Below are 13,897 nucleotides of genomic sequence, written 5' to 3' on the forward strand. Positions count from 1 at the left end.
ATGATACATTACAAAACAACTACTACAAATGAAGAATTAGAACAAATTCTATATTTACAAGCTAATAACTTACCTCAAAACTTAACTCCTATTGAAAAAAAAGAGCAAGGTTTTGTAACTGTTCATCATACTTTTAGTCTTTTAAAAAAAATGCATAATATACACCCTCATATTATTGCCAAAGACAAGGAGAAAGTTATTGGATATGCATTGTCTATGTCTAAAATATTTAGAAATGAGATCCCTGTTTTAGTTCCTATGTTTAATGAAATTGACAAATTTTTTAAGAAAGAAAAAATATATATTTTAATGGGGCAAGTTTGTATTGATAAAAATTACAGAGGCAAAGGTGTTTTTAGAGGTTTATATAATGAAATGAAAACAGTTTTTTCAAACAGTTATGAATGTATTATTACTGAAATAGATTCAGCCAACACACGTTCTTTAAATGCTCATAAAGCAATTGGATTTAAAGAATTATTAACTTACCAAGCTAACAACCAAGACTGGATTGTTGTTTTTATGGATATTTAATACGGTAAATCTGCCGGCTCAATAAAACTAACATCTTTACTGTACATTTCTTTTAAAACCTCTTTAATTTCGGTCATAAACTCTTCTAGTTTTTCTTGCGTAACTTGATTATCTGGTGTTCTATAATTTGATGAGAAATTCATTTTTAAAAACCCACTTTTTAAGTTTTTAAACGATATTATTCCAGCTTCTATATCTTTTGAAAAATCAAATACTGTATTTTGAGTATATAAAAAAGCATACAACATAACTTGTATTGCTTTATGATATTTTAATTCTCGGATTGTATCAAAATCAATAACTTTCAAGTTTGTTGAATTTACCATCCCTGTTTTATAGTCAATAATTCTGATTACACCATTTAGTTCATCAATTCTATCTACTTGTCCGTGAATTTTTACAGGAAAATCAATTCCTTCTATAGCTATTTCTGCTGCTAAGTTTTGCTCTGTTGCTATAACTTTTAATTGATTGTCTTTATCTTTTAACAGCTGTTTTTCTTGTGCTAAAAAATTTTCAACAAAACGATTCGCTACTTCAAAAACCAATCTGTTCTTTCCTGTTTTTATATCTCCATTTTTAAAATGTTTTGAAAAGTAGAATATAATTAATTCTTTTGTTTTCTTCTGCATTTGTTGCACATCTTCAACTGATAAAAACTTATTGATATAAGGTTTATATAATTCTTCTAAAGTATCGTGTACTACAGTACCCATTGTATTTGCAGCAATAGTTTCTTCAACATTTTCAAACTCGTTAATTTTTAAAATTTTCTGTTTATAAAATGCTATTGGATTGTACAAATAATTTGTTAATGCCGATGGTGATATTCCTTTTTTTGCTAACTCTCTTAATCTTTCTAAAGCTTTATCATCTTTTTTTATCTCTTTTAATTTTATAGGAGATGTTACAACTTTAGGGCTCACAATTTTTTCAGTAATGTCATCTCTCATCATTTCTAATTGTGTTACAAAACGACTTTTTTCTCCACTACCAAACACATCGTGTTCTGTATTGTATAATATAAAAATATTTTTTGCTCTTTGTAATAATCTAAAAAAGTGATATGAAAAAAGCGCATCTTTTTCTTTATATGTTGGTAATCCGAATGCTATTTTTACATCAAAAGGAATAAATGTATTCTGTTGACTACTGGCTGGTAACACTCCTTCATTTACCGACGTTATTATTACATTTTCAAAATCTAACACACGTGTTTCTAAAACCCCCATAAGTTGTAACCCTTGTAATGGCTCCCCTTGAAATGATAAACTTTCTGACTGTATTAACTGTTTAAAAAACTGATGTAATGTTTTTAAATCTTGTACATAATTAAACTCATTATGTAAATTTTGTAATTGTGTAAACGCTGTGTAAAATCGAAACAAGTATTCTTTTTCTAAATCATTTGCTGAATCCTTTAGCTCATTAATTAAATCTAATATTCTTGCTAAAAAATCACTTATAGTAGTTAATGGTTTGAAAACACCACTTATAACTTCTCTTATTTCAATTTTTAATGAAAGAAGAAATTCGTTGATTTTTTCTTCATTTATAAATGTATTGTTTTCTTTTACTACAGTTTCTGATATAACATCTGCTATATTTCTAGCTTTTTCTATTTGTAATAACCTATATATTGTTGGGTCTTTTATTAATCGGATAACATCTTTATGATAAAATAAACCTTCTTGTTTCTTTTGTAATTTTTCTTGATTGATAAATAATTGAAAAACAGCGAAAATTAAACTCGTAGTAGGAATATCTTTTAAGGGATATCCCATAGTTATATTTACAGCATCAACATTTTTAGGTAATGAATTTAAAGTTATAGGAAGTAAGGTTTCATCAGCCAATACTAATGCTGTGTTATTATGACTAGATAATTTTGATAGAATTTCTCCTGTATACTTTATCTGTGTAATATTTTTTGAAGCTCCTATTACTTGAATATTCTTAGGCTCTGAAAAATATTCTTTAACTGTTTGTATTGGGTTTTTCTCATAGTATTTCCAATTGTTTTTATACTTCCTAAGAAAACTACCTGCTTGGTGATTACTTTTATAAAACGTCTTTTCTACATCCCAAAATACTTCTGTACTTTCATTCGTTAGAAACTCTTGAAATATAAATTCTTCAGCACTATTCAAAGCATTAAAACCTATAAAAACATATTTTTTATCTTTATTTCTATGAACATAATCAGCTACTTTTTTTGTTGCTTCTCTATATAAAACTCCTTGATATCCTATTTTATTCTCCGTTAAAAACGAATAAAGAGACCCGTATAACTTCTCTAACTCTTCCATAAAAGAAAAGTGATCTTTCATTAATTCTGTTTCTTTGAATTCTCCTTTTACCGACCATTTTTTTAAACGATGTATATCTCTCAAGTACACAAAAATATCACGAGGATTAATTAAATGTTGATCTATTTCATTAAAATCTTGCAATACCGTAAACGCCCATGAAGAAAACTTATCAAACGTATCTGGATCTTTCTCTATTTCTTTATAAATTGTATAAAAATGAAATAGTAATTGTACACTGTCTGCTTTTTTAATTTCTGAAATTTCTTCAACAAAATCGCCAATATTAATAACTCGCGGTAAAAAACCTGCTAGAATTTTATTCTTAAACTCTTCTTTTACGAATACTCCTGCTCTTTGAGATGGTAGTATAAATACAACATTTTCAAACGTTTTTGTAGTTTGTGAAATGGTATCTAAAGTTTCTGAAATAAAAGATTGCATAGTTTAATTTTGGTGTAAGCAAAGTACAATTTTTATCTTATTTTTGGTATTATAATACTTTCAATTTTCAGGAATGGAACCAATGAATAAACTTAAAATAGCCCTCATACAATCTGACCTTGTATGGGAAAATCCAATTGAAAACAGAAATCGTTTTCAAAAGAAAATAGTGGAGGTCTCTAATGATATTGATTTAGTTATTCTCCCTGAAATGTTTACTACTGGTTTTTCCATGGCTCCTAAAAATATTGCTGAGACTATGGACGGAGCAACCATAAACTGGATGCTAGATTTAGCAAAAAAGAAAAACTGTGCTATTACTGGAAGCATTATTATTACCGAAAATAATAAATACTACAATAGGTTACTTTTTGTACATCCAACTGGAAAAATTGATTTTTATGATAAGAAACACACGTTTACACTCGCTGGTGAACATGAAGTGTATACCGCTGGAAATAAAAAGAATATTATTGATTATAAAGGGTGGAAAATATGTCCTCTAATTTGTTACGATTTGCGTTTTCCTGTATGGGCTAGAAATACTGAAAACTATGATTTATTATTATATGTAGCTAGTTGGCCTAAGCCTCGTATTGAAGCTTGGGATACTCTCTTAAAAGCTCGTGCTATTGAAAACATGAGTTATACCGTTGGTGTAAATAGAGTAGGAGTGGATGCTAATAACTATGAGTATAATGGAAACACTGTTGCTTATGACATGTTAGGAAATTGCTTAGCTAAAAATAATAATACTGAAGAAGTTTCTCTAATTATTGAAATAGATAAAGAAGCGCAAAATAAGATTCGAAATAAATTTCGTTTTTTAGAAGATAAAGATAAGTTCGAATTTCAATAATAAATAAACACCCATAATATAATCCTCAAATCATAAAGGGAATTATAATTATTAATAATATATTTGTTATGCTATATAAAAATGAATTGCTAATCTATAACAACTATATTTTATGAAAAAAACAATTGCTTTATTCAGCACTCTATTGTGTTGTCTTTCTCTTTTTTCTCAAGGAGATGATTATTACGGAGATAATAGTACTAATAATCTATATCAAACCACAGAATTATTAACCAACCCTACAGTACAAGCGCCTAATGTTGCTGCTTTTCAAAAAGTAAATTTTGTTCCTGTAAGTAATTATACAGGTAGGGCAAATGTGTCTATTCCAGTTTTCACTATAAAATCTGGTAATATTTCAATACCCATTTCTTTATCTTATAACTCAAGTGGAGTTAAGGTAAATGACATTCCATCTAGTGTTGGTAGTAATTGGTCTTTAAATGCTGGAGGAGTTATTTCTAAAGTTGTTAAAGGAATAGAAGATTTTAAATCTCCGGGAGGGTGTTTCCCTTTTGATTTTGGTTATTATTTTAGCGACCCTGGTTATTTATATCCTATAGGCAGAAGTTTAATTGGTTATTGTTCTAATGCTTCTTTATGGGGAGAAGGTGATGTTTATCCTGATGAATTTATTGTAAATGCTCCTGGTTTAAACACTACTTATACTCATGGGAAATTAGACACTAATAATGACAATATTTCTGATGTATTAGAACTTACCGGACAACAAAATAAAATCACAGAAATTCAAGGAGAATTTGATGCTGGGAAATATAATGTTAGTTTAAAAAAAACAGGATCTAACGATCATGAATATATAGATGGTGCATTTAATTCAAATAAACTATTATATGGTATAAAAAATATTTCTATTGTATCTACTAACGGACTTCTGTACGATTTTAATCATAAAGATATTTCTCAATATACCTATAGCGAACAAGCTCGTAATACATCAGGAGGTGGAGTTGCTTATAAACCTATTAACATAATTAGTCAAAGAAAGGTAGAATCATATCACTTATCAAAAATAAAAGATTTAAAGTCTAATAAAGAAGTGGTTTTTGAATACGAAACATATAATAGAGGAAGTTATGACCCTATAGACAATGCCTATTTTTATACTGGATCAACTACTCAGTTTTACATGGATGCTATTGTAAAAGCGAAATCAACAAAATACCCTAAAATTAATCGTTTAACTAAAATTAATTACGACAAAGGTAGTGTAGAGTTTATTTATGGACTAAACAGGCAAGATCTTTTAGAAGAAAAAGCTTTAACTCAAATAATTATAAAAGATATTAATGGTCTTGTTATAAAGAAAATAAATTTAGAATATAGTTATATGCAAAATAGTGCGTATGCAAGTTCTCCTCAAAATAAACGATTAAAATTAGATAAAGTACAAAGTTCAAATGCAAATAATGAAGTATTACCTGGATATACAATGTCTTATAATACAACCTCTTTACCTCCAAGAGGGGTTTGGGGTAAGGATTTTTTAGGGTATCATAATGGTAGTTATACTACATCTTTATCAGATCCAAAACCTATAGTATATTTTTACCCAGATAAAGGAATACATTCTTTTTTACCTTCTTCAAAAGGGTCTGGATATTATTTATTAAATGGTCAATACTCTTTAGCTTCAAATTTAGCATACGCAAAAGCTGGAGTTCTTGAGAAAATTCAATACCCAACAGGAGGATTTTCTGAATTTGAACATGAATTAAATCAATTTAAAATTGAAAATACTGCAATATCTGGTGGTGGTTTACGTATAAAAACGCAAAAAATAATTGACGAGTTAGGAAATGAACAAATTCTTGATTATGAGTATAAAGAAACAGACAACACTTCTTCTGGAGCTATGGTTTCCATGCCTAATTTTATTGATTTCAGAGTAAACAATGTATACTCTGGTAACTTATCTCCTTCTTCTACATTAAGCTATTTATCGTTTAAAACATTTAGGACCGCAAAAACTCAAGCTGAGTTTACAAATAATTCATTTGTTGGCTATTCTCGAGTTCTTGTAAAGAATAGAATTAATAATGGATATACAGAATATAATTATTCTTCTCCTAAAGATTTCCCTAATATAATGCATCAAAGTTCTCCTTTGTTAAACACAAAAGCTTATGTTGCTAAAAGAAATGGAATGAGAACAGGTACATTTAGCAAAGAAGTATATAGAGGGAAATTAAAGTCTTCAAAGGTTTATAACAATACAGGTTTAAAACTTAAAGAAACAATTAATAGCTACACTTATAAAAAATTTGAAGAATATACATTTTCTGACGTTATTAGACTTTGTGGAACAAGTCAATGTTATTCAAAAGAAGATTATAACGGAGCTGCATTATCTTTTACCCACAAAATTCTTTCAGAACGCTACCTATTAACATCATCAATTAATACGGACTATTTAGATGGAGGTAATACATCAGTAACCAAAGAAACTGTTTATGATCCAACTTACCCTTTAGTAAAAGAAAATACGATTACAGATGCTACAAAAGAGGTTATAAATAAGTTTTACTATCCACATGATTCGCAAGTAAATGGACAACCTAACATGAGTACTTTACGAGCACAAAACCGTTATTCAGAAATGATTCAGCAAGAATCTTATCATGATGGACAAAAAATATTTACTGAACGAATTAACTATCATAATTTTGGTAATAACTTGTATTTACCAAACAAAATATACACCGCAAAAGGAACTCAAAATTTAGAAGAAGGTGCTATTATAGACAAAAGAGATAGTTATGGTAATATTTTACAATTTCACAATAAAGATGGTATTTATACCTCTTTTATATATGGATATGGAAACACTTCTTTACTTGCAAAAATTGAAAATGAAAAGTACGATATCGCTATTTCAAAAATACCTATCACTGTAACTGCTTTGCAAAATTTAGATAACCAAAGTGATGAAAATACTTTAATCGGTTATTTTAATACAATGCGAACAGCGTTACCCAATGCTAGAATTTCATCGTACACTTATATCCCATCAGTTGGCGTAAGTACTATTACTGATAACAGAGGAAAAAACATGAGTTATGTATATGATAACCACCATCGTTTAAGTCTTATAAAAGATACTGATGGAAATATTATAAAACGTTATTATTATAATTATAAAAACCAATAATGCTATGAAAAATATTTTTGGATTTATTTTTTCGTTTTTCATTTTTAATATGTTTGGACAAATTTCCAATACTATTATTAAAGAAAACAACTATATAGTAGAAGGTAATGAGGAGTTAATTGCCAAAACTGCAATAATTTTAAAACCTACTACTTGGATAAAACAAGGAAGTACTTTTACTGCTAAAATAAATAGTGGTGCATATTTACTTCCAATATTAGACACCAATAAAAACTATATTTATACGCAAGTATTTCAAGAAGCAACTACTACTGGAAACATCTCATTAGCTGAAAGTATTATTGAAGATGTCTCTTATTTTGATGGCTTAGGAAGAAAAACTCAAAGTAGAGCTATTGGCCAAAGTCCTTTAGGTAAAGATATTGTAACACATTATGAATATGACGCTTTGGGTAGGCAAACTAAAAACTATTTACCTTATGTGTCTTCACAAAATAATGGCTTATTTGAAGCAAATGGGCAAACAAAAACCATTGCCTATTATAATACGGTTAAATACCAAAACACCACCAATCCTTATTCAGAAAAAGCATTTGACGGATCACCTTTAAATAGGGTTCTAGAAACGGGTGCACCTGGAGCTTCATGGGTGGTTAAAGCAAATAATGACACTGATCATACTGTAAAAATGAGCTATGCAGTAAATACAGCCACAGATGCTTTACATAAAATACGTTGGTATAAAGTAAGTTTAGATGTAAATTACACTCCTAGTTTAAGCAATCCTAGTCCTTATTATTACCCTTTAAATAGTTTGTATAAAACTATTGTAAAAAATGAAAACTGGACTCCAACTTCGGGTAAAGTACATACTACAGAAGAGTTTACAAATAAATTTGGGCAAACCATATTAAAACGTACTTATGCCAAAAATGGTAGTACAATTATACCTCATGACACCTATTACGTATATGATATATATAATAACTTATCTTATATTATTCCTCCACTTACAAAAACTTCTGACGGTATAAATACTACTGAATTAAATGAGTTGTGTTTTCAATATAAATACGATAAATACAACCGTTTAATAGAAAAGAAAATACCAGGTAAAGGTTGGGAATATATAGTTTATGATATAGCTGACAGGCCTATTTTAACACAAGATGCTTTACAAAGAGCAAAAACAACCAAAGAATGGTTATTTACCAAATACGATGCTTTAGGCAGGGTAGTATATTCTGGAGTGTATAAAAACAATAGCTCTAGGGCTACTTTGCAAGCTGCAGCAAATACTCATAGTGTAAAACACGAAAAAAAAGGTAAAGGAGGGTTTTATTACTATACAAACCTGGCTTATCCTACAGGAATAACTAGTAATAATATATATATTATAAATTATTATGACGATTATGGTTTTGATAGAAATGGACTTAATATACCTGCAATAGTATACGGAAAAGCTACTACCACTAACCTAAAAAGTTTAGCTACAGGTGGAAAAATAAGAATATTAGATGCTGATAATAATCCTACAAATTACTGGGTAACATCAATTATAGGATATGACGAAAAAGTTAATCCTATTTATAATGCTAGTAAAAATAGTTTTTTAGGAACCACAGACATCAGTCAAACAAAATTAGATTTTGTAGGTAAAGTATTAGAAAGTTCTAGTAATCATGACTCAAATACTTCGGTAGACATCATTGATAAATTCACCTATGACCACGTAGGTAGATTATTAACTCAAAAACAACAAATTAACACTCAAGCAGAAGAATTAATTGTTAAGAATAGTTACGATGAATTAGGTGTTTTAGAGAATAAAAAAGTTGGAAATACAGAAGCTACTTCATTACAAACTATAGATTATAAATATAATATTAGAGGATGGTTAACTAATATAAATGACGTAGATAATATTGGTAATGATCTTTTTACTTTTAAACTTAATTATAACACAAAAGATATAACTCCTACAAATGAGTTTACCAGCGTATACAATGGAAATATATCTGAAACTATATGGAGAACTAAAAGTGATAACAAAAAAAGAGGCTATCAATATAAATATGATGGCTTAAGTAGACTTTTAGGTGCAAATTATAGAGAAAATAACGATTTAGCTTCTGGTAGTGGTAAATTTGAAACAAATTATGGCTATGATAAAAATGGAAATCTAAGTACCTTAAATAGAAAAGGAAGCGACGGTCAATTTATTGATGATTTAGACTACAGTAATCAATACAACAAACTTGATGAATTGGAAGATAATTCTGGAAGTACAGAAGGAGTACAAGCTGCACAAGTTACCTATGGTTATGATGTTAATGGGAATTTAACTTCAGATTCTGCTAAAGACATTACCAATATAGAATACAATCATTTAAATTTACCAACGAAAATACATTTTGGAAATAGTCAAAGAATTGAATATATTTATACTGCATCTGGTATTAAACTGCAAAAAAACAAAATTGATGGTACTCCAACTACAACTAAGTATGCAGGTAGTTTTATCTATGTAAATAATGTATTAAAACATTTTAGCCAACGAGAAGGTTATGTTGAAAAAAATGGAAGTTCTTTTACATATGTGTATCAGTATACAGATCATTTAGGAAATATCCGATTAAATTATACCAATACAGGAAGTAGAACAGCTCCTAGTTTACAAATAAGAGAAGAAAATCACTACTATCCCTTTGGGATGAAACATAAAGGGTATGGCCCTAGTATTACCGGAGTACAAAACAATTATAAGTACAATGGTAAAGAATACCAAGACGATGTAATAAATGGTAAACGATTAGATTGGTACGACTATGAAGCACGTAATTATGATGCCACTATAGGACGTTTTTTTAATGTTGATCCATTGGCAGACAGCCCTATGCAAGCAGATAAATCTCCCTATGCCTATACATGGAACAATCCTATAAACCTTACCGATCCTGATGGAATGCACCCTGACTGGAATGACAATATGTTTTCTTCAGTTACCATTGATGGTGTGTCAGGAGGCGGCTCTATCACTTTAGGAGCAGGAGGAGCAAACCAAAGAAGTAAGAAAAGTTCTAAAAATATTCATGTGGCTAGATATGCTGATGGTACTGTAAAAGTAATTTCTAATGCAGAATATAACGATTTCGTTAATGATGGAGGTAAAGTTGAAAGTAGTAAGGAATTTATTGGAAAAGCAATGGATAATTTTAATGCCGCAATGGATCAATTAATAGGAAGTATGAATCAAATATTTGATCAAAAATCTTTTAATAAAGCACTTTCGAAATTTGGTAATGAAAGTTTATATAAAAAATATGCTTATAATACATATAAAGGCATAGATATTGGTTCTTTGGTAAAGAAAATTAAAGATAAGTTTTTACCCTATGGTATGCTTTCAGGGGATTTTTATGCAACAGCTGATTTAAGTAAGTATGATATGAGCTATAAGCTTAATAGCGGTAATTTTAAAAAGGGGGGAGGAGCAGTTTATGTACACATAAACCCTAAAATTACAATTCTGAAATTAAGGCAAGATGGAAATATAGGTGACCCAAAAAAAATAAACTATTATGATCCTCACACAAATACAGGAATTATATCGAAATATCCATATGCAATTCATTTTGTAGGAGCTACTTTATCATGGAAAACAAGTGAAGCTAGACAAAAGTATTTAAACTACTGGAATAATAAAAGCCAAGAAAAATTAAACTGGTTAAAGAAAAATTATAAATAATGAGAAATAATTTAATTTTAATAAGTGTATTTTTAATTTTTTCTTGTCAAAAAAAGAGTGAGTATAAGGTTTTTGATGGGTTCTATTTTAATAAGAATAAAATGGAATTTTATCAATTCAAATATAATATTATAACTAAATATAATTTTTTAGATTCATCTATAACAAAATATAATTTTAAAATAAAAAATAAGAACTTACAAATAGATGGAGTATCATACTCTTTTGATAATTTTAAGGGAGATTCTACATATATTCATAATTTTGAACGAAAAAACAAGAATTTAACATTACAAAAATTTAAATACAAGAATTTAAACTTAGAAGAACTCAATGGTTCAGAATGGAAAGCAATAAATAAAGACTCATTAAAATTATCTTCATATATTAAAATTGATGGGCAAAAAGGGATACTAAATTTTTTTAAACACAAAGGAGATAAAGGTGCTATAATGACTTCTAATATTAATTATGCAAGTAAAGTATTCGACAAATTCCATACATATAATGGAACTTATTTTTGTGCTTTGGTAAATATTAATAAAGAAAAAAAAACTATGCATATGATATGTGGACAAGCTAATAAGGCCTCTCTGTATACTTATACAAGGATTAATACCACTAAAATAAATAATGAATTACAAGGGAAATGGAAAAAAGTAAACGATTCTATTTTTCAAAATAAATTAACTAAATATAATTATGAAAAATTGATAGAACCTTTTTTTAAAAATGAAAATAAAAAAAATGATTCTTTAAAAAAGCTTATTGATTATTCAAATATTGAATTTACTCATGATGGATATTTAATAAGAAGAATTTCAAATACTAATGATAGTATTCTTATAAAAAGAAAAGTCAGTTATAACAATCTAACTAATTATTTATTTACAAATGACTTAATATTTATAGAAGATGAAGGCACATTAATCGAGCAAAATCAATATTTTAAGATATTAAAGCTAACTAAAGATACTTTAAAAATCAAAATATCTAACCCTAATTTTTTATACATTTATACAAGAAAGTAGTATAAAAAATCAGCTATTCCAGGACATAATCTTGAAAAAAAAACTAAAACCCGCAATATTTTTAACATTGTGGGTTTTATTTAGTATTTTTAAGATGGAATCATCCATTTAAAATTAAATTTGGTGTCAGGAACCACAATACGCTCTGTAATTCTGTACATCCTGTCTGGTAATTTCATTAAATAGTCTCTTGCTTTTTCTGCTTCGGGAGTTAAATTGGTAATCTTATCAATTTCCCAAGCTGTATTTAATTTCTTTAAAATATCAACATAGTCAAAACCGGTGTATACACCTACTCTTTGCGCTACAGTTGAAAAATCGTCAAACAAACTTCCTTTCTCTCCAAAAGACTCTCTTAAATGCATTGCAGGCATTACTATTTTATGCTTCATCATGTGTTGAAACGCCAACATCATTTCACTGGGATCTATTTTAAATATTTCTCTAACAAAATCAGTATACGCAATATGATGACGCATTTCATCTCCTGCTATAATTTTAGACATTTTTGCCAAAGCTTTATGCCCTTTCTTTTTTGCTATCTTAGCCACATTATTATGTGATATATACGTAGCTAGTTCCTGGAAACTTGTATATATGAAGTTCTTATATGGGTCTGTTGCTGTACCTATATCAAAACCATCTGCTATTAAATGCTGTGTAGATATTTCTACTTCTCGCATATTTACTCTTCCAGAAAGGTATAAATATTTGTTTAATACATCTCCATGACGATTCTCTTCTGCTGTCCAAGCACGAATCCATTTTGCCCAACCATTATCAGGTTGTTGAGTTACACCATCTAAATCTAATAACCATGATTCATAGGTTGGTAAAGCTTCTTCGGTAATTGTATCTCCTACTAATACTACCCAAAAATCATCATCTAATTCTTTCGACAGCTCTCTAATTTCCTCAACTTCACTAATAAAAGTATCTTTTTGTGAATTCGGTAAAAAATCAGTTGGTTGCCATATTTTTTCTACGGGTATTAAGAATTTGTCTACAAAACTGTCAATATTTTTTTCCAGCGTTTGCATTACTTCCTTTCGAATGTTTTGTAATGACATAATTATATTTAATTAAATTTTTATAAGGGGTTATTGAATTGACTCTTTTATTGTTGTTTCAACATTAGTCATCAACTCATTAAACGGTAAACTATCTATTTTTATTGGTTTATGTGTTTTAATCTTAATTGGGCTACCAAGTCCTAATGGAAATTTACCATATTTAAACACTTTCCAAGAGTTGTTAATTGTTAACGGCACAATATACGCTTCTGGATTGTATTTTGTAATCATTTTAAGTCCGTTTATAGAAAATGATTTAGGTTTACCTGTTCTACTTCTTGTTCCTTCTGGAAATATAGCGGCTGACCATTTGTTTTTATTTATCTTTTTTGAGAAATTACCCAATTCTGTTAAAGCTTGTCTTGAATCTTTTCTATCAATTAAAGCTGCCCCTCCATGTCTTAAGTTAAAAGAAATACTAGGAATTCCTTTTCCTAATTCCTTTTTTGATACAAATTTTGGGTAGTGCTTTCTAAAATACCAAATAATTGGCGGTATATCAAAAGTACTCTGATGATTTGCTACAAATATTAATGTTGTATTTTCTGGCAAATCTTGGTTGTTTTCTACTTTAACTCGAATTCCTAATATTAAAAGTGATTTAATTAAAAACCAATTCATGACATCCACTACATTTTGATGTCCATTTTGACCAAATAATTTTAGTCCAATCCACTGTAAAGGATGAAAGATTAATAATAAAGAAAAAAACACCAATCCAAATATTGATGATAGAATATAACTTAAAAATTTCATTATTTTA

The 13,897-nt window shown here is 28.6% G+C and carries 8 protein-coding genes; 5 read left to right on the forward strand and 3 right to left on the reverse strand.

Annotated features, from left to right (window positions below; genetic code table 11):
- Complete coding sequence (locus tag Q0881_RS00590) at positions 1–534, forward strand: GNAT family N-acetyltransferase (RefSeq protein WP_299155967.1); 534 nt, start codon at positions 1–3, stop codon at positions 532–534.
- On the opposite strand, the gene Q0881_RS00595 is transcribed toward Q0881_RS00590, so the two are convergent.
- Positions 531–3,287 carry a PD-(D/E)XK nuclease family protein gene (locus tag Q0881_RS00595; protein ID WP_299155969.1) on the reverse strand — a complete coding sequence of 919 codons (2,757 nt, stop codon included), beginning with the start codon at positions 3,285–3,287 and terminating at the stop codon, positions 531–533. The two genes, Q0881_RS00590 and Q0881_RS00595, sit on opposite strands and share 4 nt — an antisense overlap.
- Before the next feature lie 82 nt (positions 3,288–3,369).
- Between Q0881_RS00595 and Q0881_RS00600 the strand changes: the two genes are divergently transcribed.
- The 4 genes from Q0881_RS00600 to Q0881_RS00615 all read left to right on the forward strand — a co-directional run bounded on the left by Q0881_RS00600 (position 3,370) and on the right by Q0881_RS00615 (position 12,061).
- Positions 3,370–4,146: an amidohydrolase gene (locus Q0881_RS00600; RefSeq protein ID WP_299155971.1), complete on the forward strand. Its 777-nt coding sequence runs from the start codon at positions 3,370–3,372 to the stop codon at positions 4,144–4,146.
- Between the two features lie 112 nt (positions 4,147–4,258).
- On the forward strand, positions 4,259–7,318 hold the full coding sequence (locus Q0881_RS00605; RefSeq protein ID WP_299155973.1) for a hypothetical protein: 3,060 nt from the start codon (positions 4,259–4,261) through the stop codon (positions 7,316–7,318).
- A gap of 4 nt (positions 7,319–7,322) precedes the next feature.
- Positions 7,323–11,030: a DUF6443 domain-containing protein gene (locus Q0881_RS00610; protein WP_299155975.1), complete on the forward strand. Its 3,708-nt coding sequence runs from the start codon at positions 7,323–7,325 to the stop codon at positions 11,028–11,030.
- Positions 11,030–12,061 carry a hypothetical protein gene (locus Q0881_RS00615; RefSeq protein WP_299155977.1) on the forward strand — a complete coding sequence of 344 codons (1,032 nt, stop codon included), beginning with the start codon at positions 11,030–11,032 and terminating at the stop codon, positions 12,059–12,061. Before Q0881_RS00610 ends, Q0881_RS00615 begins: the two co-directional genes overlap by 1 nt.
- Before the next feature lie 89 nt (positions 12,062–12,150).
- Here the strand turns inward: Q0881_RS00615 and Q0881_RS00620 are convergent, their stop codons facing one another.
- Together Q0881_RS00620 and Q0881_RS00625 are read right to left on the reverse strand one after the other, a co-directional pair.
- Entirely contained in the window at positions 12,151–13,131 is a 981-nt protein-coding gene (locus Q0881_RS00620) for an acyl-ACP desaturase (protein ID WP_299155978.1), read from the reverse strand.
- A gap of 30 nt (positions 13,132–13,161) precedes the next feature.
- A complete protein-coding gene (locus tag Q0881_RS00625) occupies positions 13,162–13,890 on the reverse strand; it encodes a lysophospholipid acyltransferase family protein (RefSeq protein WP_299155980.1) in 729 nt (242 codons plus the stop codon).
- Between the last annotated feature and the right edge of the window lie 7 nt (positions 13,891–13,897).

The sequence above is a fragment of the uncultured Tenacibaculum sp. genome, assembly GCF_947494125.1.
GTDB lineage: Bacteria > Bacteroidota > Bacteroidia > Flavobacteriales > Flavobacteriaceae > Polaribacter.

Excerpts from the sequence above, each read along its gene's own strand:
- Q0881_RS00615 (WP_299155977.1), top strand. The coding sequence starts at position 11,030 with ATGAGAAATAATTTAATTTTAATAAGTGTATTTTTAATTTTTTCTTGT.
- Q0881_RS00595 (WP_299155969.1), bottom strand. The coding sequence starts at position 3,287 with ATGCAATCTTTTATTTCAGAAACTTTAGATACCATTTCACAAACTACA.
- Q0881_RS00610 (WP_299155975.1), top strand. The coding sequence starts at position 7,323 with ATGAAAAATATTTTTGGATTTATTTTTTCGTTTTTCATTTTTAATATG.
- Q0881_RS00620 (WP_299155978.1), bottom strand. The coding sequence starts at position 13,131 with ATGTCATTACAAAACATTCGAAAGGAAGTAATGCAAACGCTGGAAAAA.
- Q0881_RS00625 (WP_299155980.1), bottom strand. The coding sequence starts at position 13,890 with ATGAAATTTTTAAGTTATATTCTATCATCAATATTTGGATTGGTGTTT.
- Q0881_RS00605 (WP_299155973.1), top strand. The coding sequence starts at position 4,259 with ATGAAAAAAACAATTGCTTTATTCAGCACTCTATTGTGTTGTCTTTCT.
- Q0881_RS00590 (WP_299155967.1), top strand. The coding sequence starts at position 1 with ATGATACATTACAAAACAACTACTACAAATGAAGAATTAGAACAAATT.
- Q0881_RS00600 (WP_299155971.1), top strand. The coding sequence starts at position 3,370 with ATGAATAAACTTAAAATAGCCCTCATACAATCTGACCTTGTATGGGAA.